Annotated in this window: 28 protein-coding genes and 1 tRNA gene; 15 read left to right on the top strand and 14 right to left on the bottom strand. The window is 75.0% G+C overall.

Annotated features, from left to right (window positions below; translation table 11 throughout):
- Positions 1–2: 2 nt before the first annotated feature.
- Complete coding sequence (gene selA, locus CKY47_RS07340; RefSeq protein WP_306745006.1) at positions 3–1292, bottom strand: L-seryl-tRNA(Sec) selenium transferase; 1290 nt, start codon at positions 1290–1292, stop codon at positions 3–5.
- Positions 1293–1325: 33 nt separating this feature from the next.
- A tRNA-Sec gene (locus CKY47_RS07345) sits at positions 1326–1420 on the bottom strand.
- Positions 1421–1493: 73 nt separating this feature from the next.
- Here CKY47_RS07345 and selD point away from each other — a divergent pair.
- The 3 genes from selD (at position 1494) to CKY47_RS07360 (ending at position 4200) form a co-directional block, all read left to right on the top strand.
- Positions 1494–2483 carry a selenide, water dikinase SelD gene (gene selD, locus CKY47_RS07350; protein WP_306744898.1) on the top strand — a complete coding sequence of 330 codons (990 nt, stop codon included), beginning with the start codon at positions 1494–1496 and terminating at the stop codon, positions 2481–2483.
- Between the two features lie 239 nt (positions 2484–2722).
- Complete coding sequence (locus CKY47_RS07355; RefSeq protein ID WP_306744899.1) at positions 2723–3847, top strand: transcription termination factor Rho, short form; 1125 nt, start codon at positions 2723–2725, stop codon at positions 3845–3847.
- Positions 3848–3933: 86 nt separating this feature from the next.
- Entirely contained in the window at positions 3934–4200 is a 267-nt protein-coding gene (locus tag CKY47_RS07360; protein ID WP_033435354.1) for a GlsB/YeaQ/YmgE family stress response membrane protein, read from the top strand.
- A 77-nt stretch (positions 4201–4277) separates the two neighbouring features.
- On the opposite strand, the gene CKY47_RS07365 is transcribed toward CKY47_RS07360, so the two are convergent.
- Entirely contained in the window at positions 4278–5372 is a 1095-nt protein-coding gene (locus CKY47_RS07365; RefSeq protein ID WP_306744900.1) for a hypothetical protein, read from the bottom strand.
- A 172-nt stretch (positions 5373–5544) separates the two neighbouring features.
- Between CKY47_RS07365 and CKY47_RS07370 the strand changes: the two genes are divergently transcribed.
- Both CKY47_RS07370 and CKY47_RS07375 read left to right on the top strand, forming a co-directional pair.
- Positions 5545–5850 (top strand): ArsR/SmtB family transcription factor, encoded by a 306-nt coding sequence (locus CKY47_RS07370; RefSeq protein WP_306744901.1) that lies wholly within the window; start codon positions 5545–5547, stop codon positions 5848–5850.
- Entirely contained in the window at positions 5847–6233 is a 387-nt protein-coding gene (locus CKY47_RS07375) for a VOC family protein (protein WP_306744902.1), read from the top strand. The genes CKY47_RS07370 and CKY47_RS07375 overlap by 4 nt, the downstream gene beginning before the upstream one ends.
- A 10-nt stretch (positions 6234–6243) precedes the next feature.
- Here the strand turns inward: CKY47_RS07375 and CKY47_RS07380 are convergent, their stop codons facing one another.
- Positions 6244–6474: a hypothetical protein gene (locus tag CKY47_RS07380; RefSeq protein WP_306744903.1), complete on the bottom strand. Its 231-nt coding sequence runs from the start codon at positions 6472–6474 to the stop codon at positions 6244–6246.
- Between the two features lie 77 nt (positions 6475–6551).
- Positions 6552–7871 carry a cytochrome P450 gene (locus tag CKY47_RS07385; protein ID WP_306744904.1) on the bottom strand — a complete coding sequence of 440 codons (1320 nt, stop codon included), beginning with the start codon at positions 7869–7871 and terminating at the stop codon, positions 6552–6554.
- Between the two features lie 302 nt (positions 7872–8173).
- On the opposite strand from CKY47_RS07385, the gene CKY47_RS07390 reads away from it, so the two are divergent.
- Positions 8174–8539 carry a hypothetical protein gene (locus tag CKY47_RS07390; RefSeq protein WP_306744905.1) on the top strand — a complete coding sequence of 122 codons (366 nt, stop codon included), beginning with the start codon at positions 8174–8176 and terminating at the stop codon, positions 8537–8539.
- Between the two features lie 106 nt (positions 8540–8645).
- Here the strand turns inward: CKY47_RS07390 and CKY47_RS07395 are convergent, their stop codons facing one another.
- Positions 8646–9338, bottom strand: a complete 693-nt coding sequence (locus CKY47_RS07395; RefSeq protein WP_306744907.1) for an ArsR/SmtB family transcription factor — start codon at positions 9336–9338, stop codon at positions 8646–8648.
- Positions 9339–9424: 86 nt separating this feature from the next.
- On the opposite strand from CKY47_RS07395, the gene CKY47_RS07400 reads away from it, so the two are divergent.
- Positions 9425–10648 (top strand): MFS transporter, encoded by a 1224-nt coding sequence (locus tag CKY47_RS07400; protein WP_306744908.1) that lies wholly within the window; start codon positions 9425–9427, stop codon positions 10646–10648.
- On the opposite strand, the gene CKY47_RS07405 is transcribed toward CKY47_RS07400, so the two are convergent.
- The 7 genes from CKY47_RS07405 to CKY47_RS07435 form a co-directional block, all read right to left on the bottom strand.
- Positions 10590–10979, bottom strand: a complete 390-nt coding sequence (locus CKY47_RS07405; protein WP_306744909.1) for an STAS domain-containing protein — start codon at positions 10977–10979, stop codon at positions 10590–10592. The two genes, CKY47_RS07400 and CKY47_RS07405, sit on opposite strands and share 59 nt — an antisense overlap.
- A gap of 36 nt (positions 10980–11015) precedes the next feature.
- The gene (locus CKY47_RS07410; RefSeq protein WP_306744910.1) at positions 11016–12233 is read right to left on the bottom strand and encodes a DUF4032 domain-containing protein; all 1218 of its coding nucleotides are present in this window, start codon (positions 12231–12233) and stop codon (positions 11016–11018) included.
- A gap of 77 nt (positions 12234–12310) precedes the next feature.
- Complete coding sequence (locus CKY47_RS07415) at positions 12311–13408, bottom strand: calcium:cation antiporter (protein ID WP_306744911.1); 1098 nt, start codon at positions 13406–13408, stop codon at positions 12311–12313.
- Between the two features lie 121 nt (positions 13409–13529).
- The gene (locus tag CKY47_RS07420; protein ID WP_306744912.1) at positions 13530–14675 is read right to left on the bottom strand and encodes a hypothetical protein; all 1146 of its coding nucleotides are present in this window, start codon (positions 14673–14675) and stop codon (positions 13530–13532) included.
- Positions 14672–15304, bottom strand: a complete 633-nt coding sequence (locus CKY47_RS07425) for an RNA polymerase sigma factor (RefSeq protein WP_371320631.1) — start codon at positions 15302–15304, stop codon at positions 14672–14674. Before CKY47_RS07425 ends, CKY47_RS07420 begins: the two co-directional genes overlap by 4 nt.
- Before the next feature lie 108 nt (positions 15305–15412).
- Complete coding sequence (locus tag CKY47_RS07430; RefSeq protein ID WP_306744913.1) at positions 15413–16381, bottom strand: sigma-70 family RNA polymerase sigma factor; 969 nt, start codon at positions 16379–16381, stop codon at positions 15413–15415.
- A 180-nt stretch (positions 16382–16561) separates the two neighbouring features.
- A complete protein-coding gene (locus tag CKY47_RS07435) occupies positions 16562–17269 on the bottom strand; it encodes a Clp protease N-terminal domain-containing protein (RefSeq protein WP_306744914.1) in 708 nt (235 codons plus the stop codon).
- 157 nt (positions 17270–17426) lie between these two features.
- Here CKY47_RS07435 and CKY47_RS07440 point away from each other — a divergent pair, with 157 nt between their 5' ends.
- From CKY47_RS07440 to CKY47_RS07470, 7 genes are all read left to right on the top strand, one after another.
- The gene (locus tag CKY47_RS07440; RefSeq protein ID WP_306744915.1) at positions 17427–17930 is read left to right on the top strand and encodes a SigE family RNA polymerase sigma factor; all 504 of its coding nucleotides are present in this window, start codon (positions 17427–17429) and stop codon (positions 17928–17930) included.
- Positions 17927–18988, top strand: a complete 1062-nt coding sequence (locus CKY47_RS07445; RefSeq protein WP_306744916.1) for an LCP family protein — start codon at positions 17927–17929, stop codon at positions 18986–18988. Before CKY47_RS07440 ends, CKY47_RS07445 begins: the two co-directional genes overlap by 4 nt.
- A 64-nt stretch (positions 18989–19052) precedes the next feature.
- Positions 19053–19946 carry a Gfo/Idh/MocA family protein gene (locus CKY47_RS07450; protein ID WP_306744917.1) on the top strand — a complete coding sequence of 298 codons (894 nt, stop codon included), beginning with the start codon at positions 19053–19055 and terminating at the stop codon, positions 19944–19946.
- A 103-nt stretch (positions 19947–20049) separates the two neighbouring features.
- On the top strand, positions 20050–20508 hold the full coding sequence (locus CKY47_RS07455) for a P-loop NTPase family protein (protein WP_306744918.1): 459 nt from the start codon (positions 20050–20052) through the stop codon (positions 20506–20508).
- A gap of 88 nt (positions 20509–20596) precedes the next feature.
- On the top strand, positions 20597–22288 hold the full coding sequence (locus CKY47_RS07460) for a DEAD/DEAH box helicase (RefSeq protein ID WP_306744919.1): 1692 nt from the start codon (positions 20597–20599) through the stop codon (positions 22286–22288).
- A 152-nt stretch (positions 22289–22440) separates the two neighbouring features.
- Positions 22441–22641 (top strand): hypothetical protein, encoded by a 201-nt coding sequence (locus CKY47_RS07465; RefSeq protein ID WP_306744920.1) that lies wholly within the window; start codon positions 22441–22443, stop codon positions 22639–22641.
- Positions 22581–22871 carry a hypothetical protein gene (locus CKY47_RS07470; RefSeq protein WP_306744921.1) on the top strand — a complete coding sequence of 97 codons (291 nt, stop codon included), beginning with the start codon at positions 22581–22583 and terminating at the stop codon, positions 22869–22871. Before CKY47_RS07465 ends, CKY47_RS07470 begins: the two co-directional genes overlap by 61 nt.
- Here CKY47_RS07470 and CKY47_RS07475 read toward each other — a convergent pair.
- The gene (locus CKY47_RS07475; protein WP_306744922.1) at positions 22831–24132 is read right to left on the bottom strand and encodes a carboxylesterase family protein; all 1302 of its coding nucleotides are present in this window, start codon (positions 24130–24132) and stop codon (positions 22831–22833) included. The two genes, CKY47_RS07470 and CKY47_RS07475, sit on opposite strands and share 41 nt — an antisense overlap.
- Positions 24133–24151: 19 nt before the next feature.
- On the opposite strand from CKY47_RS07475, the gene CKY47_RS07480 reads away from it, so the two are divergent.
- Entirely contained in the window at positions 24152–25579 is a 1428-nt protein-coding gene (locus CKY47_RS07480; RefSeq protein WP_306744923.1) for a pyridoxal phosphate-dependent decarboxylase family protein, read from the top strand.
- The last annotated feature ends 170 nt before the right edge of the window (positions 25580–25749 follow it).

Here is a 25749-nt window from a genome sequence, read left to right on the forward strand (position 1 = left end):
GATCACCCGCACCCCAGCACGGCTTCCCGCAGCACGTCGTCGTCGGCCGGGTCCACGGTGCGCAGGTCGAGCAGGCACCGGCCGCGCTCGACGCGGGCCACGACCGGGGGCCGACCGGCGCGCAGCCGCTCCGCGTAGCGCTCCGGCAGGCTGACCGCCGCGCTCGGCAGCTCCACGCCGGGCGCGCCGCCCCCGCCGACGGCCGCCGCGCTCGTCGTCGCCCGCGCGTCGACCCCCTCCCGGGCCAGGGCCGCGGCCAGCTCCCCCGCTCGGGCGCGCAGGACGTCCACGTCGGCGTCCAGCGCCACCGCCACGGGCGCGGGCGGGCCGAGCAGGGTGGCCTCGAGCGCGGCCAGGGTCAGCTTGTCCACGCGCAGGGCGCGGGCCGCCGGGTGGCGGCGCAGCCGGTGCACGAGGTCGGCGTCGCCGAGCAGCAACCCGGCCTGCGGACCGCCGAGCAGCTTGTCGCCGGACGCCGTGACCAGGGCCGCGCCGGCTCGCAGCGCGCTCGCCGCGTCCGGTTCGTCCGGCAGCAGGGGGTGCGGCGTGAGCAGGCCCGAACCGATGTCGACGACCAGCGGCACGCCGAGGCCGGCCAGCTCGGCCGGGTCCGGCGCGCTGGTGAAGCCGGTGACCCGGAAGTTCGACGGGTGCACGCGCAGCACGAACCCGGTGTCCGGGCCGATCGCGTCGGCGTAGTCGCGCAGGTGGGTGCGGTTGGTGGTGCCGACCTCGCGCAGCCGCGCCCCGGTGGAGGCCAGCAGGTCGGGGATGCGGAAGCCGTCGCCGATCTCCACCAGCTCGCCCCGGCTGACCACGATCTCGCGGCCGGGCGCCAGGGCCAGCGCGCACAGCAGCAGCGCGGCGGCGTTGTTGTTGACCACGTGCACGTCGCCCGCGTCCGGCACCGCCGCTGCCAGGGCGGCCAGCGCGCCGCGCCCCCGCTTCGCCCGCGCCCCGGTGGCCAGGTCGAACTCGACGTCCGTGCAGCCGGCGGCGTCGGCCACGGCGGCGACAGCGGCGCGCGACAGCGGCGCGCGGCCGAGGTTGGTGTGCACGACGACGCCCGTGGCGTTGAGCACCGGCCGCAGGGACGCTGCCCCCGGGGGCAGCGCGGCGAGCACGTCGTCGACCACCCCGGTGGGCGCGACCAGCCCCTCGCGGGCCCGCTGCTGTGCCTCCACCACGGCGGTCTTGACCAGGGACCGGCCCAGCGCCGCCACGGCGGGGGCCAGCCTCGGGTCGGCCAGGACCAGGTCGGTGCGCGGGATCGCGCGCCGGGGATCGGTCACCCGCCGGACATCGCTCACCGGGGGTCACCGCCGTGGCGGAGGCGGACGGGAATCGAACCCGCCAGCGACAGGTCCTGCCGCTCAACGGTGTTGAAGACCGCGCCGGCCACCAGGCCGGGTACGCCTCCTCGTGCCATCGCCCAATCCTGCCGGCCCCGTGCCGGTGGTGCGCGGCGCCCCGCCGACGGGCAGGCTGGTCGGGTGATCCGGTTGACCCAGTACGCCCGCGGCGGCGGTTGCGCCTGCAAGATCCCTCCCGGTGAACTGGAGGAGGTGGTGCGCGGCCTGACCGGCCCCGCGCCCCGCGATCCGGTCGGCGAGCTGCTGGTGGGCCTCGACCACGGCGACGACGCGGCGGTGGTGCGCATCCGCGACGGCGTCGCGCTGATCGCCACCACCGACTTCTTCACGCCCGTGGTCGACGACCCGTTCGACTGGGGCCGCATCGCGGCGGCCAACGCCCTGTCCGACGTCTACGCCATGGGCGGGCGACCCGTGGTGGCGGTGAACCTGCTGTCGTGGCCGCGCGGGGTGCTGCCGTTCGAGCTGGCGGCCGAGGTGCTGCGCGGCGGCCTGGAGGTGTGCGCGGAGGCGGGCGCGCACCTGGCCGGCGGGCACAGCGTGGACGACGCCGAGCCCAAGTACGGGCTCGCCGTGACCGGCATCGGCGACCCGGAACGCCTGCTGCGCAACGACACCGGTCGCCCGGGCGTCCCGCTGTCGCTGACCAAGCCGCTGGGCATCGGCGTGCTCAACAGCAGGCACAAGGCGACCGGCGAGGTGTTCCCGCAGGCGGTCGCGGCGATGACCGCCCTCAACCGCGACGCCTCCCGGGCCGCCCTGGACACGGGGGCGGTGTGCGCGACCGACGTCACCGGTTTCGGGCTGCTGGGCCACCTCTACAAGCTGGCGCGGGCGAGCGGCGTGACGGCGGTCGTGGACGCGGCGGCGGTGCCGTACCTGGAGGGCGCGCGGGAAGCGCTGCGGGACGGCCACGTCAGCGGTGGCACGCGGCGCAACCTGGACTGGGTGCGCCCGCACGCCGACCTGGGCGCGGTGTCCGAGGACGAGGCGCTGCTGCTGGCCGACGCGCAGACGTCGGGCGGGCTGCTGGTGGCCGGCGAGGTCCCCGGCGCCCCGGTCGTGGGTGAACTCGTGCCGCGCGGGGAGCACGTGCTCGTCGTCCGCTGACCGCGCCCCGCGGGTCGTCGTCCACCCGCGACCCGCGGGGTTGCCCGCCGTCCGCGATGCCGGCCACCCTGGGCGGGTCTACCTCTCGTGGACGCCGGTGGCAGAGCCCCCGTCCCGAGAGTCCGGCGCTCCCCGCTCATCACACCGGACGTGGCGTCGTGCGCGACGCCTTCCCCGGAGCCGGGAGTCCGACCCGCCGGCGATCGCCGCGCGTTCTCCCACACCCCGAGGAACACACCATGAACACGACCGCCACCACCCCGCGCCCCACCACCGGAATCCTCGACGTGGTGGGCGAACGCGCCGTGCTGCGCGCGGACGGCTACCTGCCCGGACCCGACGACGCGGCCGTGCCCGAGCACCTCGTGCGCCGGCACGGCCTGCGCCGCGGCGACGCGGTGACCGGCCCGGTCCGCCACGAGCGCGACAAGTCCACCCTGGACGGTGTCGACACCGTCAACGGCCTGCACCCCAAGCATTCCGCGGCCCGGCCCGCGTTCGCCGACCTCGTGCCGGTCCACCCGGACGAGCGCCTGCGGCTGGAGACCGAGCCGCACGAGCTGACCACGCGCGTCACCGACCTCCTGATGCCCGTGGGCAAGGGGCAGCGCGCGCTGGTCGTCGCCCCGCCGAAGGCGGGCAAGACGTCCGTGCTGCGGGCGATCGCGCACGGCCTCGCCAAGAACCACCCCGAGTGCCACGTGATGCTCGTGCTGGTCGGGGAACGACCGGAGGAGGTGACCGACCTGTCGCGCGCCGTGCCCGGCGAGGTCGCCGCCGCCACGTCCGACCGCCCACCGCGAGACCACACCGCGCTCGCCGAACTCGCGATCGAACGCGCCAAGCGCCTGGTGGAGCTGGGCCGCGACGTGGTGGTGCTGCTCGACTCCCTCACCCGCCCGGGTCGTGCCCACAACCTGACCGCGCCCGCGTCCGGCCGCATCCTCTCCGGCGGGGTCGACTCGACGTCGCTGGTGCCGCCCAAGCGCTTCCTCGGCGCGGCCCGCAACGTCGAGGGCGGCGGTTCGCTCACCGTCATCGCCACCGCGCTCGTCGACACCGGCTCGGTCGGCGACGCGCTGATATTCGAGGAGTACAAGGGCACCGGCAACGCCGAGCTGAGGCTGGACCGCAAGGCCGCGAACCGCCGCGTGCACCCGGCCGTGGACGTCGCCCGGTCCGGCACCCGCCGCGACGACCTCCTGCTGACCCCCGCGGAGGCCGCCGCGACCCGCCTGCTGCGCCGCGCCCTCGACCGCCGCGACGACGCCCTGGACGTCCTGCTCGACGGCCTGCGCAGGACCCGCGACAACGCCGAGTTCCTCACCCAGCTCACCGCGACCACGCCACGCGACCTGCGCTGATGTGATGTCCATGACCGAACGGGTTGGGTTTCCACCCGACCGGGTAGCCCTCTGACAGACAGCAATACGAGACTCAGGAGGGTGACGTGATCGGGTTCATCGTCGCCGGCTTGATCATCGGTGCGCTCGCCCGCCTGATCAAGCCCGGCAAGCAGAACCTCGGCATCGTGGCGACGCTGCTGCTGGGGCTGGTCGGCTCCGTCATCGGCGGCACGATCGCCAACCTGCTCGGCACCGGCGACATCTTCGAGCTGAACGTCCTGGGCTTCATCATCGCGGTGATCGCCTCGGTGCTGCTCATCGGCGTCGCGGAGGCCATCGCCGGCGGCCGCCACCGCACCAGCGTGCGGTAGGCGCCCCGTACCGCACAAGGCTGAACGGCCCCGTCACCGGGTGGTGACGGGGCCGTCGCACGTCGCGGGGACGCGGGTCAGTAGGCGGAGGCGCGGACCGCGAAGACCGAGCGGTCGCCCGCGTACTCGGTCAGCGACCAGAGCTGCCCCTTGGCGGGCCAGTAGGAGAAGTTCTCGGGACCGACGGGCAGCACGTCGTGGCGCGTGGTCACCGCGCCGCCGGGCGTGAAGGTGGCCAGGTCCCCGGCGTTGCCGCTGCCGTCGCTGGTGGACAGGTAGTACTTGCCGTTGATCGCCGTCGCGCCCTGCATGCTCTGCACCGACACGTCGTACGCCTCGGTGGCGCGGGCGTAGCCGTCGGCGGACTCGGCGAGCATCCGGTCGGTGTGGTCGATCGGGAAGCGGAACAGGCGGCTGCCCGCGCCGGGGTTGGCGTACTCGCCGACCACGACGCTGTCCGGGGTGCTCGTGCGGTCCAGCGAGGCGAAGGAGAAGCGGATGGCGGCCCGGCCGCCGGTGGTCGACTGGTTGTAGGCGAACGCCTGGGGCAGCACGTACTTGTAGCCGTACGCCTGGTGGCTGCCGTCTGCCTGGCGGCCGATCGCGGAGCCGTTCGTGGTGCTGGTCTGCCACAGGTGCCGCAGGTCGAAGACGCGGAACCCGGTGCCGGTCGCGGCGACGTAGAGGTGGTGGCCGTACCAGAACATGCCGCCGGCGTGCAGGTTCACCGCCCGGAACGACGCCTGCCCGGCGCTGTTCGCGTACGGCTCGACCAGCAGGACGTGGCGGTAGGTGGGCGCGGACGGCGTGGAGTAGTCGACGAACGAGACCCGGACGCCCCGATCGACCCCGTCGGCGCCGTTGTCGTACCAGCTCACCAGGATGGCGGTGGCGCCCTCGTAGGTCGCCTCGCCGTAGGCGTCGGCGGTGGTGGTGATGCCCTGCGGCACCCAGTACGCGACGTCGTCGTCGCCGCTGTTCCAGCAGAACGCGGCGACCCGGTTGGCAGCGGCCGGCGAGCAGGTGGTGGCGGCCCGGTTCCCGTCGCGCACGACGGTCGGCACGCCCACGTCGGGCAGCGCGGCGTCCAGGTCGTCGATCAACCCGGAGTAGCCGGTGGCCTTGAGCCTGAAGTCGGCCGCCGGCAACGTCGTCGCCGCCTGCGCGGGCACGGCCGGACCACCGCGACCGCGAGTGCGGCCGCCAGCCCGACGACCAGTGATCGGTACTTTCTCACCGAACTACCCCCAGTGTGGTCGAAGACCGACGAGCGGCCATCATGGCGGCACCCGACGCCCGGATCAACACCCCGCCCGGGGTTGTCAGGCAAGTGGTCACTTGCCTATGGTGGGTGTCGTGGCGGACGACCTGTTCAAGGCGCTGGCCGATCCCACCCGCCGGCGCATCCTCGACGAGCTGGTGGAGCGGGACGGCCAGACCCTGTTCGAGATCTGCACGCGGTTGATCGCCAAGCACGGCCTCGGGTCGACCCGCCAGGCGATCAGCCAGCACCTGGCCGTGCTGGAGGCCGCGGGCCTGGTCCGCACGCGGCGCCAGGGCCGCTACAAGTTCCACGACCTGAACACCGCACCGCTCGAGGTCATCGTGACCAGGTGGCTCGAGCCCCGCACACCGGAGGACACCCCGTGAAGATCCACCTGTCCAGCGTCTTCGTCGACGACCAGGACAAGGCCCTGCGCTTCTACACCGACGTGCTGGGCTTCGTGAAGAAGACCGAGATCCCGCTGGGGGCGCACCGGTGGCTGACCGTGGTCTCGCCGGAGGACCCCGACGGCACCGAACTGGTGCTGGAGCCCGACGAGCATCCCGCCGTGAAGCCGTACACGGAGGCGCTGGTCGCGGACGGCATCCCGGCCACCGCCTTCGCCGTGGACGACGTCCGGGCGGAGTTCGACCGGCTGCGCGGGCTCGGCGTGCGGTTCACCCAGGAGCCCCTGGAGATGGGCCCCGTCGTCACCGCCGTGCTGGACGACACCTGCGGCAACCTGATCCAGATCGTCCAGCACGGCTGAGGCGGACGCCCTAGTCGGCAGGCCCGCGCAGGGTCAGCACCACCCGCAGCACGTGCTCGACGGCGGAGGGGAACACCGCGCCGCGCAGCTCACCGCGCGTGGCGAGGTTGCGGGAGGCGAACTCCAGCATGCGGTCCGCGCCCACCCGCCGGACGACGAGCGCGGCGACCTCCTCCAGGTCGAGCCCGGGGTTGTCCAGGCGGGTCAGGGCGAACTCGACGACGAGCTCCTCGTCCGTCATGCCCGCTCCTCCCGCCACCACCCGACCCGGCACCCCGACCCTAACCACGGCGGCGGGTGTCGGCACGACGGCCGGCGTCACCCGGTGAGACGGGCCGGCAGGCGCTCGTACCCGCGCAGGATGCGGGTCCCGCGGCGGGTCGCGCCCGGCAGGAGGCGCAGCCGGGGGAAGCGCTCGAACAGCACCCGCAGGCCCACCTCGCCCTCCATCCGGGCCAGGGCCGCCCCCAGGCAGTGGTGGCGGCCCGCCGAGAACGAGATGTGCTCGCGGGCGTTGGCGCGGCGCACGTCGAACCGCCCGGGGTCCTCGAACACCAGCGGGTCGCGGTTGGCGCCGGCGAGGATGGTGGTCACCAGCGCGCCCTTCGGCACCCGGACGCCCGCCACCGCCGTGTCGCGCACGCTCGTCCGGCCGGTCAGCAGCACGGGCGGGTCGACGCGGAGCACCTCCTCGACCGCGTTCGGCCACACCGAGGGGTCCTCCGCGAGCACCTCGCGCTGGCCGGGGTCGCCGTGCAGCAGGGCGACCCCGTTGCCGAGCAGGTTCACGGTCGTCTCGAACCCGGCGGCGAGCACCAGCCCGGCCGTGGCGCGCAGTTCGAGGTCGTCCAGGCCCACGCCGTCCTCCCTGGCGGCGACCAGCTCGCTCAGCAGGTCGTCGCCGGGGTGGGAGCGCAGCCGGCGGAGGTGGTCGGCGAGCCAGGTTTCGAACTCGGCGAGCGCGGTCTCGACCGCGCGGAACCGGCGCCACGGCAGCCCCATGTCCAGGCTGGGCGCGGCCGCCGCGCCCAGGGCCAGCACCCGCCGGCGCTGCTCCGGCGGCACGCCCAGCACCTCGGCGATCACCGTGACGGGCAGCGGGGCGCAGTACGCCTCGACCAGGTCGACGGGTCCGGTCGGGTCGAGCGCGTCGAGCAGCCGGTGCGCGGTGCGCTCGGTGAACGCCCGCAGCCGCTCCACCGCCCGCGCGGTGAACACCCGGGTCACCAGCTTGCGGTAGCGGGTGTGCGCGGGCGGCTCGGTCACCAGCAGCGAGGGCGGCGCCATGGGGTGCAGCACGGTGGGCGCGGACCAGTCGGACAGCCGCGCCCACGTCCCGTCGCCCGAAGGGCCGATGCCGGTGCGGAAGTCGCCGCCGGTCAGCACCTCCCGCACCGCGGCGTGGTGCGCGGTGAGGTGGGAGAACCTGCCCCGGACGAGCGGTCCGCGGGCGCGGACCTCGTCGAACAGGCCGCTCAGCCCGGCGGTGGACGACGTGCCCGACTCCACGAACAGGCGGGCCTGGAGGTCGCCCCGCCGTGCGGCGGCGCGGAGCGCGGCCCGTGGCAGCCCGTGCCCCAGGCCCCACCGCACGAGCGGCTTGACCAGTTCGGTCCCGGACGAGAGCTTCACGACCACCCCGCCACCTCATTTCTGGCACCGGTCAGTACCCGAACCTTAACGGGCAACGCGTCCGGCACGCGCCCCTCGGGCGGCGCGTGCCGGACGCGTCTTCCGCCCGTACCGGGCCTCGGCTGCGCAGTCAAACGCGACACGGTCACCCACCAGCTCACTCTTTCTCTTACGCATAGCGATAACCGCAGGTCAGGGCCCTGCGATGGTCCGGTGACACCATCACACGATGGGCCATCCGGCCGGTGGGGCCGGCCCGCCTGGGTGACGATCGGACCGCATGGCGTCAACACACCAGGAGGTCCTCCATGCGCAACACGATCCGGCTCATCGCCGCGTTCGCCCTGTCCATCCCCGTTCTGCTGGGTGCGGCCGGCCTCGCCTCGGCCGACGAAGCGTCGTACGAGCACCACGTGTCGGTGGCGACACCCGAGGGCGCCGGGTTCCACAGCGTCTGGTCGGGCACCGACGGCGAGACGGCGTACTTCTTCGAAGTCGAGGGGTGGGCCGGCGAGAACGGTGCGTACAGCAGCCAGACCGGTGCCGTGGCCGGCGGGCACGACCACGACGACGGCCACGGTTGGGGCGGTGGCGACGCCCACTACTGGGACCACTTCTCCTACGCGGGCGAGGAGGGCGCGTACCAGGAGAGCACCCACAGCAGCACGGGGTGACGCCCGCGCGTTGAGGTAGCGACCTCACAGGGCGGGCCGCCGCGCTCCCACGGGCGCGGCGGCCCACCCGTCCGCCGACCCGGTCGCGGAGCGCGGCTCCGGCGGGTCAGAAACCCGGCAGCAGGGCCGCGAGCCGGTCCGGCGCCGTGACCGCGAGGACGCGACTGCCGTCGGTGCGCGCGACGAGACCGCCGGCGACGAAGGCGTCGAGCACGGCCGCGCCCAGCGCGCCGCCCAGGTGGGGCAGCCGGTGGGTGCGGTCGAGGCAGGCGGTGGCGAGCTTGCGGCGGCCCGGGTCGAGGACGGCCAGGTCGACACCCAGCTCGGCGAACGCGGTGCGGTCGGGCCCGAGCGACAGCTCGTCGCCGCGCCCGTCCGGCGCGGTCAGCGCGCCGCGGTCCACGAGGGTCGCGAACACCGTCACGCCCAGCCGGCCGGCGGCGTGGTCGTAGCAGGTGTGGGCGACGTCGGCGGGTGACGGGGCGCGACCGGGCGCCGGGGTCGCGTGGGCGTAGCGGGCCAGGACGACCAGGACGTCGCCCAGGCCGGGCGCGGCCCGGTAGACGGCGTGCCGGCCGGTGTGCTCGACGGTGACCAGGTCGCGGGCCCGCAGCCGGGCCAGGTGGTTGCCCAGGCGGGGCGCGGTGACGCCGATCGCGTCGGCGAGCTGGCTCATCGTGTGCGGACCCTCGGCGGCGAGCAGCTGGAGCGCGGTCAGGCGCACCGGGTCGGCCAGTTCGGCGGCCAGGCCGGTGACCGCCGCGACCACGCCGTTCCCCCGGTCCACCCATCCCGCCACACCGCGCACGTTATCACTCTTCAGGTGGACGTGAACGATGACTGCGACCTACAGTCACCCTTCACGAACTGATGAAGGGTGGGGTCGTGGAGGTCGAGCTCTGGTTGCGCCGCCTGATGTGGGCCCGCGGCGTGTCGGCCGCGGGCGACGGGCTGTGGTTCACCACGTGGGCGCTGTACTTCACCCGCGTGGAGGGCCTGTCCCCCGTGCTGGTGGGCGTGGCGATGACCGCGGCGGGTGCGGGCGGCCTGGCCTCTGCGGTGCCGCTGGGCGCGCTGGCCGACCGGTTCGACGCGCGGCACGTGCTGGCCGCCACCACCGTCGTGCGCGGCCTGGCCATGGCGAGCTACCCGTTCGCCACCGACACGTGGGCGTTCGTGCTGGTCACCGTGGTGTTCGTGGCGCCGGCGAACGGCGGCGCCGCGGCCCGCACCGCCCTGGTCGCGGGGCTGGTGCCCGACGGCGACCGGCGGGTCGCCGCACTGGCCCGGCAACGGGTCGCGCAGCACGTCGGCTACGCGGTGGGCGCGGGTGCGGGCGCGCTCGTGCTGACCGTCGACGACCCGTCCGCCTACCGGGCGGCGATCCTGCTGAACGCGCTGACCTTCGCCGTGCCGACCGCCGTCGCCCTGGCCGCGCCGAAGCCCGCCCGCCCCGGCCGGCCCGGGGCACGGGAGCGCTCGCCGCTGCGCGACGGCCCCTACCTCGCCGTCACCGCCGCGACCGCCGTGCTGTCGCTGTGCTGGGCGATGCTCTCGACCGGGCTGCCGCTGTGGACGGCCCGATCCCTGCCGCTGTGGCTGAGCGGCGTGGTGGTCGTGATCGGCTCCGTCGGCATCGCCGCGCTCCAGGTGCCCGCGACCCGGCTGGCCACCACCACGTCCCGCGCGGCCCGCACCGCCGCCGCCTCGGGCGCGGTCCTGGCCGCCGCGTGCGTGCTGCTGGCGACGACCGACCTCGTCCCGAGGACGGCGGGCGTCGCGGTGGTGGTGCTCGCGGGCCTGCTGCACCTGGCCGGCGAGCTGGGGTACGTGGCGGCGGGGTGGCAGCTGTCGCTGTCGCTGATGCGCGAGGAGGCGCGGGGCGCCTACCAGGGGGTGACCGAGGCGGCGACCGCCACCGCGCAGATGGTCGGCCCGGCGTTCTTCACGCTGGGCCTGACCGCGCTCGGCGCCGGTGGGTGGCTGCTCGCCGCCGCGGTGTTCCTCACCGCGGGCGCGGCCGTCCCGCCGCTGGCCCGGCGCGCCGCGGCTACGCGGGGTTGCGCGGCGCCTTCGTCAGCGCTTCCTCCAGCGAGCTCACCACGGTGAGCACGCGGCTCAGGGCGGTCAGCCAGAGCAGGCGTGCCAGGCGGTGCTCCTCGGGCAGCACGACCACGAGTTCGAGACCTTCGTCACGGGCGCGGTTGTGCGCCTTGATCAGCGAGGACAAGCCTGCCGAGGCGACGAAACCGACCTCCTGGAGGTCCACCACGACCAGCAGGGCACCGCTCTCCTTCGCCTTGGCCACGCCCTCGTCCAGGGCCTTGTCCAGCGCTTCCGAGGTGCTCTGGTCGACGTCGCCGACGATCCCGACGACCACCGCCTGGTCCTCGGCCTGTGTTTCGACCCGCGTGCGCAGGCCCGCTTCCGGGGTTGTCACGACTCCACTCAACCACGTCCGCGCGGCGTCGGCGCGTCAGTCGTCCGGCTCGGCCGGCACCTCGACGTCCTGGTCGGGCAGCACGGTGGCCAGGTAGGACCGCAGCGCCGCGGTCGTGCCGACGTCGCGCCCGGCGTGCTCGGAGAGGTACCAGCGGTGCACGAGGACCTCGTGGAACAGCTCCGCCGGCGACAGCACGCCGAGCAGGTCGGGCGGCACCGCGGCGACGACCGGGTCGTAGACCTCGTTGCGCCACAGGTGGCCCGCGGTGGCGTCGGGCACCGGGTGGCCGTCGCGCTGCTCCAGGTAGGCGCGGAACGAGCGCAGGTCGTTGAGCAGCCGCAGGGCCTGGTTCTCCTGCGCCTCCAGGCCGGTGAGGCGGAACAGCTCGCGGCGGTGCTGGCCGATCTCGGCGACCCGGATGTCCACCCGCAGCCGCGCGCCCTTGTCCGACGTGGTCAGCTCGACCTCGTCGACGTCGAAGCCCAGGTCGTTGAGGCGGCGCAGGCGTTCGGCGACCCGGTAGCGCTGCTCGTCGAGGCGGAAGAACTCCTCGCGGGTCACCTCGTCCCACAGGGCCGCGTACCGCTCGGGCACGCTGTCGGCCACCCGGATCGGGTCGATGTCGGGGTGCAGCACGCCACCCGCCTGGAGGTCGAGCAGTTCGCCGCCGATGCGCTCGCGGGCCAGGTCCACGTCGTAGGCGCGCTGGCCGTTCGACAGGGCCGGGTGCCGTTCCGCGGTCTCGGCGTCGACGAGGTAGGCGGCGAGCTTGCCCGCGTCCAACCGGAACAGGGTGTTCGACAGCGAGCAGTCGCCCCAGAAGATGCCCGCCAGGTGCAGCCGCACCAGCAGTTCCACCAGCGTGCCGACCAACCGGTCGGCCGAGTGGTCGCCGCGCGGGCTGGAGAACAGGTACCGGTAGGACATCGAGTGCTCGAGGTAGCGCGTGACGAGGATCGCCTGCTGGTCCTCGGGCCGGTCGACGCACAGCCCGAGCACCGACACGGTCGGCAGCCCCTCCTGCTCGAACTCGCCCAGCAGCGCGTACTCGTGGCGCGCCAGCGGTTCGGCGATCTCCTTGAGCGCGTAGACCCGCCCCTCGCTGGCGACGAACCGCACGACGTGCCGCGAGATGCCCCGCTGCGGCACGGTCAGCAGCAGCTTCTCGTCCCACTCCTCCAGCGGTCGCGCCCAGGGCAGCGCCAACAACCCGCCCGCCTCGGTGGCGGGCGGGCGGAACAGGAATCGCATGGGACCTCCGCGGTCGTGCGCCGACGCCCGGACGGTACCCAAGGGGGTTCCGCCGGGACGCGTCGCCCGTGCGGTGGCTACGGCGTCACGGTCAGGAACAGGAAGGCGCTGAACACCACCAGGTGCACCGCTCCCTGGAGGACCGTGGCGCGGCCGGACACGACGGTGAGCGTGCCGACCGCGGCGGTGAGGGCGAGCAGCACCAGTTCCTTGCCGCCCAGGCCCAGGACCAGGGGGCCGCTCATCCAGATCGAGGCGATCGCGATGGCCGGGATGGTCAGCCCGATGCTGGCCATCGCGGAGCCCAGGGCGAGGTTCATGCTGACCTGGAGCCGGTCGCGCAGGGCGGCCCGCACGGCCGCCACCGTCTCCGGCATCAGCACCAGCAGCGCGATCAGCACGCCGACCAGGGACAGCGGCGCGCCGACCGCCTCCACGGCGGACTCCAGCGCCGGTGACGCGGCCTTCGCGAGGCCCACCACGGCGACCAGGCACAGCAGCAGCAGCCCCAGCGAGGTCAGCGTGGTGCGGCCGGACGGCGCGGCGGCGTGGTCGTCGTGGGCGGCGGTCTCCTCGTCGGGCAGGAAGTAGTCGCGGTGCCGCACGGTCTGCACGAACACGAACACCCCGTACAGCACCAGCGACATCACACCCGCGAACGCCAGCTGCGAACCGGAGAACGTCGGCCCGGCGGAGCTGGTGGTGAAGCCCGGCAGCACGAGGCTGAGCGTGATCAGCGCCAGCGTCACGGCGAACGCGCCACCGGAGGCGTAGGAGCGGAAGCGCTGCACCCGGTGCCGCAGCGAGCCCACCAGCAGCGCCAGGCCGACGATGCCGTTGCAGGTGATCATGACGGCGGCGAACACCGTGTCGCGGGCCAGGGTGGCCGCCTTGTCCCCGCCGGAGGACATGAGCGTGACGATCAGCGCGACCTCGATCACGGTGACCGCGACGGCGAGGATGAGCGTGCCGAACGGTTCACCGACGCGGTGCGCCACCACCTCGGCGTGGTGCACCGCGGCGACCACGCCGCCGCCCAGCCCCACGCACACCAGGACGAGCAGGACCGCGTTGAGGTCCCGCCCCCACGACGCGACCAGCGCGACGAGCCCGACGGCGGGCAGCACGATGCTCCACCCGGGCAGGGTGACGGTCCCCGCGTCCCCCGCGCTCACGCATCCGCCCCCGAGGTCGTCCCGTCACGTCCGCACACCGTCGGCCTCAAGCCGCGCCTCCGTCGTCTCCGCCGGTCAGGGTCACGATCAACCCTATGCCGGCGGAGTCGCGACGGCGTGCTCACGGAGAGTGGAGGACCTCACCGTCGAGGATCACGGCGCCCCGCCCGTCGAGGACCTCGACGCGCAGCCGGGTGACCCCCGGCACGAGGGCGACCTCCGGGCCCAGGCGGAGCACGAACGTGCCGTCCGCCACCACCGCCCGCACCGGTGCGCCGCCGTCGACCGACACGGTCATCCCGGCGGCGTCGACGGGCACCTGGCCGGCCAGGGTGTGCGGCCCGTCGAAGGTGTGGCCGTCGTAGTGGAAGCGGACCGGGAAGCCCAGCGCCTCCAGGGTGCGGGTCCGCGCGTGCGACACGCGTTCCACAGGCCAAGCGCGGCAGACGACCAGTCGGGTGGCGCTGCGCCCGAGGACGAGGCCGTCGACGTGCGCCCCGGGCCGGTAGGAGTCCGGGTCGACGACCGGGTCCGACGCGGTGGCCAGGCAGTCGCCCAGCAGGCGGCCCGCCTCGGACTCCCGGTCGGGCTCGGGACCGTCCGCCCGGTCGCGGACCACGGCGGCGGGGGCGCCGGCGCCGGGCAGCGGCACGCCGTCGACCGTGATCGCCGTGCCGGTCGGGTTGGTGTGCGTCATCGCGACGTAGAGGTGGTCGGCGACGTCGGCCTCGACGTCGTAGGAACCGTGCACCCCCGTGCCGGCGACCACCGGGGACGCGGCGTCGGTGGTGCCCGCGACGACGCCCTCCCGCGTGACCAGCAGGCCGTTCAGGTCGGACACGGTGGCCGTGGTGGCCGTGGTCTGGCAGAACAGGGGCTCACCCGCCGCGCGGGCCGCCACCACGTCGATCTCGGGGCGGTCCTCCCCCCACACCGGGGTCCAGCGCGAGCGGTCGGGGTAGGCGTCGGCCAGGTCTTCCGCCCGGAGCGCGGACCAGCAGCGGTCCAGTGCCGCCTCGACCCCCACCGCGCCGAGCGAGCCGCCGGGTGGTGGCGGCGGGGCCGCGGGTCGGAGGTCGGGCACGTCGCGCAGCACGACCACGGCGCCCACGACGAGCGCGGTCACGGCGGCGGCCGCGACGGCGGTCAGCGCGGACGGCGCGGTCCGGTGGCGGGGGCGGTCGATGCCGTCCTCGAAGTCCGCGCGCAGCCGCGCCCGCACCTCGGGCGGCAGCGGGCGGTGCTCGGGCAGGCCGGGGATGGTCACGGCTGGTCCTCCGTCATGTCCGGGCCGGGTGGTGGGGCACCGAGAGGTGGGGCGAGGTCCCGCAGCCGGGCGCGGGCGCGGGAGAGGTGGGCGCGCACGCTGACCTCGGCCAGGCCGAGCTGCGCGGCGGCGTCGGCGACCGGAAGGCCGCCGAGCAGGCACAGCTCCGCGGCCTTCCGCTGGGCGCGGGGCAGCCTCCGGACGGCCGCGACGACGCGGCGCAGCCGGTCCTGCTCGTCGACCCGGTGGGCGACGGCGTCGGCGTGGTCGGGTTCGTCGACGGGCGCGGAGACCCGCCGCAGCAGCCGCGTGCGGCGGGCCGACCCGCGGTGCGCGGTGCGCGCGACGTTGCCCGCCATGGTGAAGAGGAGTGGCCGCGCGCTCTCGCGCACCAGCTCGACCTGGGCGCGGGTGCGCCACGCGGTGAGGAACGTCGCCGACGTCACGTCCTGGGCCTGCTCCCACGACCCGGTCAGCCGGTAGGCGTGGTTCCAGACGGCCTCGACGTGCCGTTCGAACAGCACGCCGAACGACGCGCGGTCGCCGCGCCGCCACAGCTCGACGTCGTCGGGCTGCGGCGGCGGGTGGTCCGGTGGCGGGTGCGGCGGGTCAGTCGCGTCGGCGGTCACGACGGCGCCCGGGTCGGCATGGGTGCTCACGTGGATGAGGTGCCGGCACCCCGCCGATTGTTGCAGTGCCGGTCGTGCCGGTCGTGCCGGTCGTGCCGGCGGCCCCGATCAGCCCGCGAGGGCGAGCACGGCGCCGCTGCGCTGCGGGTCGCGCAGCAGCCGCAGCGACTCCTTCTCCAGCTGGCGGATGCGCTCCTTGGTCAGGCCCAGCTCGCGCGCCACCTCCTGGAGGGTGCACGGGCGGCCGTCGAGCAGGCCGTAGCGGCGGCTGATGATGCGCGCCTGCCGCTCGGGCAGGGTGCCCACCAGGGTGCGCAGCTCGGCGGTCAGCTCGGCCTGCTCGACGACGTCGTGCGCCTGCACGCCGTCGGCGTCCTCGATGAGGTCGGCCACGGACGTGGTGCCGTCCTCGCCCACCGGGGTCTCCAGGCTGATCGCGTCGCGGCTGGCGCGGCGCAGCTCCACCAGGCGGGTCACGGCGATGCCGGCGGCCTCGGCGACCTCCTCGACGCTCGGGTCGCGGTCGAGCTCGCCGCGCAGCCGGCGCTCGACCTTGGCCGCCTTGTTCAGCTCCTCGACCACGTGGACGGGCAGCCGCACGGTGCGCGTCTGCTCGGCCAGGCCGCGCTCGATGGCCTGCCTGATCCACCACACGGCGTAGGTGGAGAACTTGAAGCCCTTGGTGTAGTCGAACTTCTCGACCGCGCGGATGAGGCCGATGTTGCCCTCCTGCACGACGTCGAGGAACGGCAGGCCGCGCCGGGAGTGCTTCTTGGCGACCGCGACGACCAGGCGCAGGTTGGCCCGGACCATGAGGTCCTTGGCGCGCCGGCCCTCGTGGACGACGGTGCGCAGCAGGCGGCGGCGCTCGGGGTCGGGCTGCGCGGCCTCGCCGGCGTCGGCCGCGCGCAGCAGCTCGGCGGCGTACAGGCCGGCCTCGATGCCGCGGGAGAGCCGGACCTCCTCCTCGGCGGTCAGCAGGGCGGTCGCGCCGACCTCGCGCAGGTAGTGGCCCACCAGGTCCTCGTCCTGGGTCCACTCACGTCGGGACGGGGCGGTCTTGGTGGTCGACGGCACTGCGGTCTCCTTCACCTGGTCGCGCGAAGAGGGCGTGGACGGACGACCTGCGCAAGGAAGTGGAGGTTCGCCCTTGTGCCCCCGACGGGGCTACACCCTGTTCAACGAGACTCAAACGGTCAGTATTCCGACCGCCCGGTGGGGGTGGTCACGTTTCGTGACCACCCCCGGCCGCCTCGGTCAGCCGCGTTCGAGCCGTTCCAGGCGCTCGACCAGCGGCCGCAGCTCGCGCTGGACCACGGCGGTGACGACGGCGGTCGGGTCCGGCGCGGCGGCCGCGTTCGCGTGCAGGTGCGCGTAACCCGCCAGCGCGGCGGCCACGGCGTTGCGCGCGGCGCGCGGCTCGACGCCGAGGCCGCGCAGCACCTCCCCGCCCGCCCCGTCCGGCTCGGCCAGCACGCCCAGCAGCAGGTGCTCGCAGCCCACGTAGTTGTGACCGAGGGTGACCGCCTCGACGACGCTCAACTCCAGCGCCGCCGCAGCGTCGGCGCCGAACGAGGTCGGGACCGCCCCGCCGCCGGTCCCCGCGGGCAGCGCCGCCGCCACGCGGCCGGGTTCGACCTCCAGCACCTGGAGCACGCGCACCGCCAGGTTGCCGCCCTCGTCCAGCACACCGCCCAGCAGGTGCCCGGTGCCGACCTCCGCCGCACCCGCCGCGCGGGCGCGCTCGGTCGCCAGCCGCAGCACGGCGCGCACCCGGTCGGTGACGCGCGACGTGCGGGCGGCCAGTTCCAGCGAGTCCGGGTCGTCGAGGCGGACGGCCCGGACCGCCGCGATCCGCTTCACGGCCTGCTCCAGCGCGCGCTGGCAGACCGCCGACACCGGCACGCCCACGTCCTTGACCTGCTCGGCCAGCTCGTCCGGCAGGTACACGTTGATCTTCGGCACGACGCCTCCCCGTTGCGACACATTGATAACCCCATATGTACCCCCATATAGGGTTATAGGCAAGTGGTGACCGGTGTCACAGCCACGTCGTTCAACGCGGCGCGTCCTCCCGGGGGTTTCCCGACCGCAATCGACAACAGCGGCAGAAGGGGGCGACGTGCGGGACGACTACGACCGGTTCGTCACCGATCGTCTCGATCGGCTCTTGCGCTACGCCACGGCACTGACGTGCGACAAGTACCTGGCGCAGGACATCGTCCAGGACGTGCTGCTGCGGGCGCGGCAGAAGTGGGACCGGATCGGCGGGCTCGACGCCCCCTACCCGTACGTGAAGAGGATGGTGACCAACGACTACCTGTCGTGGCGCCGCCGCCGGGCCGCCCGCGAGGTGTCCGCGACCCACGCCGGCCTCGACGCGCTGGCCCCGGTGGTCGCCGACCCGGCGGACCGGCACGCCGAGCGGGACGCGATGCGCGCCCGCATCGCCGTGCTGCCGCGCAAGCAGCGCGCGGCGATCGTGCTGCGCTACTACGAGGACAGCTCCGACGCGGAGATCGCCAGGGTGCTCGGCTGCTCGGAGGGCACGGTGCGCAGCCACATCTCCCGCGCGCTGCGGAAGCTGAGGATCAACGGGACCACGCGCGCGGAGGTGCTGCGATGACCGACCAGGAATCCCTCATCCGCGAGGCCGTCGCGGCCGAGGCGGAGCAGCGGGTGGACCACCGCGAGGTGCTCGCCCGGCTGCACGCCGCACCCCGGCGGCGCCGCCCGTTCGCGCTGGTCGCGGTCGGCGCGCTCACCGCGGCGGCCGCCGTCGCCGCCGTCGCGATCCCGCTCGCCGTGGACCGCGCCGCCGCGCCGGTCGACCAGGGGCGGGTCACGCCGCCCACCGGGCAGACCGTCCTGCTGCTGGGCCTGGACGACGGCCCGGACGAGACCGCGCCGAGACCGGACGCCCTGGTGCTGGTCCGGCTCTCCCCGGACGGCTCGGTCAGCGCCGTGTCACTGCCGCGCGACACCCGGGTGTCCCTCCCCGGTGCCGCGCCGGCCCGGATCAACTCCCTCTACGGCGCGGCCCACGAGCGGGCGCGCCGGGAGGGGCGCGACCCCGACCTGGCGGGCACGGAGGCCACGGTCGCCGCCGTCGAGGAGCTGACCGGCGCCCGGGTCGACCACTGGGCGGCCCTCGGCATGGGGCGGTTCGCCGAGCTGAGCACCGCGGTCGGCGGGGTGGAGGTCTGCCTCGCCGCCGACACCCACGACGTCGAGACCGGCTTCGCGCTGCCCGCCGGCCGGCACGTCCTGGCGGGCGAGCAGGCCGCGCTGTACCTGCGCCAGCGGAAGGGGCAGTCGCTCACCGCGGGCGACCTGGACCGCGTGCAGCGGCACCAGGTGTTCCTGCGCGGCCTGCTGGACCGGGTGGGCGGCCCGGAGGTCGCCGGCGACCCGGCGGCGCTGGCCAGGGTGATGGCGGTGGCGCACGACGCCGTCCGCACGGACGAGGGCTGGGACGCGGTGGGCGCCGTGAAGCAGCTCGCCGCCGGTGGGACGCGGCGCTTCGCGACCCTCCCGGTCGACGCGGGCAGCCCCACCTCCGACGGCCTGCCCGCCGACCCGGCCAGGGTGCGCCCGTTCGTCGCGGACGCGTTGCGCGACCCGGTCGCGTCGGACGCCCCGGCCCTCCCCGGATCGACCGCGGCGCCCGCCTGCGTTCCCTAGGCGGTCCTCAGTGGACGGGTGGAGCGCCCCGAAAGGGGTTGCTCCCCCGTGCATACTCGGGGACGTGGAACGGACGCGGGTGGGGCTCGTCGGCGTCGGCACGATCGCGCGCACGCACCTGGCGGTGCTCGCCGAGCGGTCCGATGTGGACCTGCTGTTCACCGTGGACCCGGTGGCGGCCGCCCCCGGTCCCCGACCCCACTACCCGGACCTGCCGACCGCGCTGGCGTCGCACCGGCCCGACCTGGTCGTGATCGCCACCCCCGCGGACTCGCACGCCGACCTGGCCGCGCTGGTGCTGGCCGACACCGACGCCCGCGTGCTGGTGGAGAAGCCGCTGGTGCTCGACCCGGCGTCGCTGGACCGGTTGCGCGGCCGGGACTCGTCCCGGCTGTTCACCGCGCACCACTTCGCGTTCTCCCCCGAGGTGCGGTGGGCGGCGTCCCTGTCGTTCGGCCCGGTCACCGCGGTCACCTCGGCGTTCTGCGACCCGTACGTGCTCAAGGGCGAGCAGGCGTTCACCTCCTACGTCTCGCCGTGGGCGGACTCGGGCATCAACCAGCTGACCGTGCTGGCGCGGCTGGTCGAACCGGTCGCCGTGACGTCGCTGGCGCAGGAGGGGCTGCACGCGTGGGCCACGGTCGCCTACCGCTCCGGGGGCACGTCGGGCGAGGCGCGGCTGCGCGTCGACTGGCGCACCGGCGCGAGCAGCAAGTCCACCGCCCTGTCGTGCGGCGAGGTGGAGGTGTGGCTCGACCACACCGCGATGACCGGCTTCGCGTTCCGCGGCGGCGACCTGCTGGCGTCGTTCGGCACGGACGGCCGCACGCCGCGCAAGATCGCCCACTACCGGCCGCTGTACGACAGCCTGCTGTCCGCCACCCCGGACCCGGTGCTCGGCTTCGACGTCGCCGCCGCCCTGACCGGCCTGCACGCCTCGGCGCGGACGCCGTCGTGACGCCGCGGCGCATCGTCGTGCCCGGCGTGAGCGGCGCGGGCAAGAGCACGCTGTCGCGCCCCCCTGGTCGCGCCCCCTGGCCGCGCTCGTGGGCGGACCGCACGTGGAGCTGGACGCCACCGCGCACGGTCCCGGGTGGACGACACCGCCAGTCGAGGAGTTCCGGGCCCGGCTCGCCGCCGCCACCGCCGGACCCGCGTGGGTCGTCGACGGCAACCACGTCGACCGCACCGCCGAGGTGCTGTGGCACCGCGCCGACCTGCTGGTGTGGCTGGACCAACCGCTGCGCGTCGTCGTGCCGCGCCTGCTGCGCCGCAGCCTCGGCCGGATCGTGCGCCGCGCCGGGCTGTGGAACGGCAACCGCGAGGGCCTGAACGCCCTGGTGGGCCGCGATTCGGTGATCGCCTGGGCGATCAAGCAGCACCGGGGCCACCTGACCGCGCACCCGGCCCGGCCGGCCGGGCTGCCGCACCCGCGGCTGCGCTCGACCGCCGAGGCGGACCGCTGGCTGACCGCGTTCGGCGGGGCGGTCCGGCGCGGCCCCGGGCCGACTCCCCCGTGACGGCGCCGACCCGCCTAGCACCGCCGGAACGCCTGGCAGGCGGACCCCTCGCCGAGCGGTTCGCGGGCGATCAGCGAGACTTGACCCCATGAACGACGAACCCGACGACCGGATCAGCTTCACCGACCTCGGGTTGCGCCCCGAACTGCTCCGCGCCCTGTCGGGCCTGGGTTACGAGGAGCCGACCCCGATCCAGCGCGAGGCGATCCCTCCGCTCTCCGAGGGCCGCGACCTGCTCGGCCAGGCCGCGACCGGCACCGGCAAGACGGCGGCCTTCGCGCTGCCCGTGCTGGAGCGGATGGCCGCCGCCGGCGAGCGCACCGAACGCGCGCCGTTCGCGCTGGTGCTGGTGCCGACGCGCGAGCTGGCCGTACAGGTGTCGGAGGCGGTGCACCGGTACGGGCGCGACCTGGGGGCGCGCGTGCTGCCGATCTACGGCGGTCAGCCGATCGGGCGGCAGCTGCGGGTGCTGGAGCAGGGCGTGGACGTCGTGGTCGCCACGCCGGGCCGCGCCGTGGACCACCTCCAGCGCGGCACGCTGAAGTTGGAGAACCTGAAGGTCGTCGTGCTCGACGAGGCCGACGAGATGCTCGACATGGGCTTCGCCGAGGACCTGGACTCGATCCTGTCCGAGGCTCCGGCCGAGCGGCAGACCGTGCTGTTCTCCGCCACGATGCCCTCGCGCATCGACCGCCTGGCGCGCCAGCACCTCAAGGACCCGGTGCGCATCACGATCAGCCGCGAGCAGCCGGAGCCGGGCGAGGCGCCGAAGGTCCGGCAGAGCGCCTACGTCGTGCCGCGCGCGCACAAGCCCGCGGCCCTGGGCCGCATCCTCGACGTGGAGTCCCCGACCGCGGCGATCGTGTTCTGCCGCACCCGCGACGAGGTCGACCAGCTCACCGAGACCCTCAACGGCCGCGGCTACCGGGCGGAGTCGCTGCACGGCGGCATCAGCCAGGAGCAGCGCGACCGGGTGATGGCGCGGCTGCGCAACGGCACCGCGGACCTGCTGGTGGCCACCGACGTCGCCGCGCGCGGCCTGGACGTGGAGCAGCTCACGCACGTCGTGAACTACAACGTGCCCTCCGCGCCGGAGTCCTACGTGCACCGCATCGGCCGGGTCGGCCGGGCGGGCCGCGAGGGCGTGGCGATCACGCTGGCCGAGCCGCGCGAGCACGGCATGCTCAAGACCATCGAGCGCGTCACCAAGCAGCGCATCCAGGTCGAGAAGGTGCCGACGGTCGCGGACCTGCGCACCCGCCGGCTGGAGCTGACCCGCGCCGCGCTGCACGAGAGCCTGCTGGAGGACGACCTGGAGGGCTTCCGGGTCGTGGTCGAGACGCTGGCCGACGAGTTCGACGTGATGGAGGTGGCGCTCGCGGCGGTGAAGCTGGCGCACGAGGCCAGCGGCGCGGCGGCCGACGAGGAGGAGATCCCGGAGTACGTGCCGCGCAGCGGTGGCGACCGGCGCGGTCGCGACGGCGCGCCGGCCGGCGAGCGGCGCGACCGCAGGCCCCCGCGCCGGCCGACGGCGGGCATGACGCGCCTGTTCGTCGGCGCGGGGCGCAGCTCGGGCATCCGGCCGCAGGACCTGGTGGGCGCCATCGCGGGCGAGGCGAAGCTCAACGGCCGCGAGATCGGCGCGATCGAGATCGCCGACCGGTTCTCCCTGGTGGAGGTGCCGGAGACGGCGGCGCAGCAGGTCATCGCGTCACTGCGGGGCGCCACCATCAAGGGCCGCAAGGTCACCGTGCGCCGGGAGCGCGACGACCCCAGGTGATCGCCCCGGACCTGGGCGGCGCCCGCCGACCTGGGCGCCGCGTCGGTGGCGGTCACCGCGCACCGCGGCGCCCCGGGGAGGACGTGCGGGCGGCCTCGGACCGCTGCCCGCGTCCTACCGGTGGCGGCTGCGCGCGGTGGTCGGGTGGCCGGGTGGCCGGGCTCGACGTGGCCTCGGCCGCGTGGCGGCGCGACGGCGACCGGCTGTGCTTCGCCGACGGCCCGGACGGCGAGCGGCGCTGGCTGCTGCTCGACCGGTTCCGGCACGACGAGTGCCCGGTGGTGGCGGCGCTGTGGCGGCGCACGCCGGCGTGCTGCTGGACAACGGCGTGCACGCCTACGGCCCGCACGTGATCGCCGAGCGCAACGCGACGTTCGAGGTGGCCGGGTACGCGCCCGGCGGTGACGGGGCGGCCGACGGCGACCTCGTCACCACCGACCTGGCCGGCTGGCCGGCGTCCGGCGCCCCCTGCCCCGAACCCCTGCCCCGAGCCCTCCCGTCCCCGGCCCGCCGCCACGCGAAGCCGTTGCCGCGCAACGGGGTCACGGTGCACGTCGCGGCGGGCGGGCGCCGGTCCCGGTGACGGCGTGGTCGATCGGCCGGTCGAGGTCGACACCGCGCCACGGCGCGCGCAGCGGCTCGACCGGCTCGCCCCACCACCGCACGCCGCGCCAACCGGGGTCGCCGGTGGCGCAGAAGTCGACCCAGGCCCGCAGCATGCGCCGGGACAGCGCGCGCTCGTCGTCGCCCGGCGGTCCACCGATGAGGAAGTCGGCGCCGTCGAGGTTGCCGAAGCAGAACGGCACGTCGGCGGTGTGCCCGCCGGGTGACCGGGTGAACCGCGCCAGGTGCGCGCGGCCGTGCGCCTCGGCGAGGCGGGTGGTGGGTTCGGCGAACACGAAGTCGCCCGCCAGTCGCACGGCCGCCTCGTCGGGGTGGCGCTCCCGGTAGGCCGCGACGACGTGCGCGGGGACGCCCCAGTCACGGCCGAGGGTGTCGACGTCCGGTGGGCGGAACGCGCCGACCGCCTCGAACAGCCGGTACTCGGCGGAGGTGTGGCAGAACAGGGCGTCCACGCGCGGGTCGAGCGGGGGCAGGCGGTCGGCGACCGGCCCGAACAGGACGGGGTCGTGGCCGAGCGCGCCGGTCTGCACGCGGGCCAGCGCGTCGGCGGAGGTCACGGCGCTCTCCGGGGTGGTGGGGTCGATCCACTCGGCGACACGCCGCGCGAAGTCCTCGGTGCACACGCGGTTGGGCACGCTGTGCGCGATGACGCGCCGCACGGGTTCGGCGGCGGCGAGGAACAGCGCGGAGGCCGCGCCCGCGGACTGGCCGGCGACGGTGATGGCGTCCGGGTCCCCGCCGAACACGGCGATGGTGTCGCGGACCCGGCGCAGCGCGGCCCGCTGGTCGAGCAGGCCGCGGTTGGCCGGCGCGCCGGGCACGTGGCCGAAGCCCTCGAACCCGAGCCGGTAGTTGCAGGTCACCACGACCAGGCCGGCGCGGGCCAGCGCCGCGCCGTCGTAGTCGGGTTGGGCGGACGACCCGAACGCGTAAGCCCCGCCGTGCAGGTAGAACAGCACCGGGGCGCCCTCGGCGTCCCGCCGCGCCCACACGTTGAAGCTGAGCACGGCCTCGTCGCCGGGTCGCCACACCGGCGCGCCCGGCAGTTCGGCCGACTGCGGCGCGACCGGCCCGTACCGCACGCAGTCGCCGCGGTGCTCGACCGGCACGGGCGCACCGAACCGCCGCGCCCCGAAGGGCGGTTCCGCGTACTGGATGCCGAGGAACGCGTCCACTTCCGCATCGATCTCGATACCGCGGAACCGCCCACGCCGTGTCATCGGCGACTAGCCTGCCACGATGGGCGATCCGCTGAACGCCGGGGACGACGCGGCCGAGGCGCTGGGCATGGTGGCGCGCGCCGCCCGCCCCTACCTCGACGCGCTCCCCCACCTGCCGGTGCGCGACGCGGCGCACGCCCACCTGCTCGAAGAACTCGACGGCCCGTTGCCCGAGTCCGGCGACGGCACCATGACCGCGGTCGCCGACCTGCTGCGCATCGGCACCCGGGCGGCCACGCACTCGTCCGGCCCCCGGTACTTCCACTTCGTCGTGGGCGGTTCCACCCCGGCCGCCCAGGCGGCGGACTGGGTGACGTCCCTCCTGGACCAGGCCGCCGGCCTGTGGCCCAACTCGCCGTTCGCCGCCCGGGCCGAGGCCGTCGTGCTGCGCTGGCTCAAGGAGCTGCTCGGCCTGCCGCCCACCCACGGCGGGGTGCTCACGCCCAGCGCGACGTTCGCCAACCTCACCGGCCTGGCGTGCGCCCGGTTCTGGTGGGCGCGGCGGCACGGCGTGGACGTCACCGCCGAGGGGCTCGTCGGCCTGCCGGGGATGCCGGTGTTCTCCAGCGGCTACGTGCACGCGAGCAGCCGCAAGGCGTTGCAGGTGCTGGGCCTGGGTCGGGACACCGTGCGCACGTTCACCCGCGACGACGCGGGCCGGCTGGACGTGGACGCCTTGGACCGCGAGCTGGCCGCATCGGGACCGGCGGTGCTGATCGGCAACGCGGGCGAGGTCAACGGCGGCGACTTCGACCCGATCGACGAGATGGCGGACCTGGCCGAGCGGCACGGCGCGTGGCTGCACGTGGACGGTGCGTTCGGCCTGTTCGCCGCCGTGTCCCCGCTCACCGCGCCCCTGGTGCGCGGCGTGGAGCGCGCCGACTCGGTGGCGGCGGACGGCCACAAGTGGCTCAACGTCCCCTACGAGAGCGGGTTCGCGTTCGTGCGCGACCCCTTGCTGCTCGGGCACGCCTTCGGCACCTGGAACGCCCCCTACCTGCCCGAGCCGGACGAGGAGCGCGTCAACTACAACAACCTCGGTCCCGAGTCGTCCCGGCGGGCCCGTGCCCTGCCCATCTGGGCCACGCTGCGCGCCTACGGCCGCGAGGGCCACCGGGTGATGGTCGAACGGCACCGCTCCCTGGCCCTGCGGCTGGGCCGCCGCATCGCCGAGTCCCCGGACCTGGAGCTCCTGGCCCCGGTCACCCTGTTCGTCGTCTGCTTCCGCTACCGCCCGGCCGGTGTCGCGCCGGACACCCTCGACGACCTCAACCGCCGCCTCGGCGAGGAGATCGTCGAGGACGCGCGCGTCTACGCGGGCACCACCGTCTACCGGGGCGTGGTGGCGCTGCGCCCGGCCATCGTGAACTGGCGGACCACCGAGGAGGACGTGGACCTGCTGGCCTCGGTGGTCCGCGAACTGGGCGCCCGCCTCCACACCCCCTGACCGAGCCCCCCAACCCCGAGAGTCCAACCCCAGGCCCCGAGAGTCCAACGCTCGGGACCTGTGAGTTCTACGTTCGGGACCGCGTGGCCCGCACCCACGAAACCCTGGACGTAGAACTCGATGAACCTGGACGTCGGACTCTCGGCACCCGGGGGTTGGACTCTCGGGAT

It is taken from the genome of Saccharothrix longispora (assembly GCF_030852425.1).
In the GTDB taxonomy this organism is placed as follows: Bacteria; Actinomycetota; Actinomycetes; order Mycobacteriales; family Pseudonocardiaceae; genus Actinosynnema; species Actinosynnema longispora.

Bases quoted from the DNA above. Each gene is read 5' to 3' on its own strand.
- CKY47_RS07475 (WP_306744922.1), bottom strand. From the start codon at position 24,132: ATGACACGGCGTGGGCGGTTCCGCGGTATCGAGATCGATGCGGAAGTG.
- CKY47_RS07380 (WP_306744903.1), bottom strand. From the start codon at position 6,474: ATGACGGACGAGGAGCTCGTCGTCGAGTTCGCCCTGACCCGCCTGGAC.
- CKY47_RS07480 (WP_306744923.1), top strand. From the start codon at position 24,152: ATGGGCGATCCGCTGAACGCCGGGGACGACGCGGCCGAGGCGCTGGGC.
- CKY47_RS07355 (WP_306744899.1), top strand. From the start codon at position 2,723: ATGAACACGACCGCCACCACCCCGCGCCCCACCACCGGAATCCTCGAC.
- CKY47_RS07460 (WP_306744919.1), top strand. From the start codon at position 20,597: ATGAACGACGAACCCGACGACCGGATCAGCTTCACCGACCTCGGGTTG.
- CKY47_RS07390 (WP_306744905.1), top strand. From the start codon at position 8,174: ATGCGCAACACGATCCGGCTCATCGCCGCGTTCGCCCTGTCCATCCCC.
- CKY47_RS07445 (WP_306744916.1), top strand. From the start codon at position 17,927: ATGACCGACCAGGAATCCCTCATCCGCGAGGCCGTCGCGGCCGAGGCG.
- CKY47_RS07370 (WP_306744901.1), top strand. From the start codon at position 5,545: ATGGTGGGTGTCGTGGCGGACGACCTGTTCAAGGCGCTGGCCGATCCC.
- CKY47_RS07410 (WP_306744910.1), bottom strand. From the start codon at position 12,233: ATGCGATTCCTGTTCCGCCCGCCCGCCACCGAGGCGGGCGGGTTGTTG.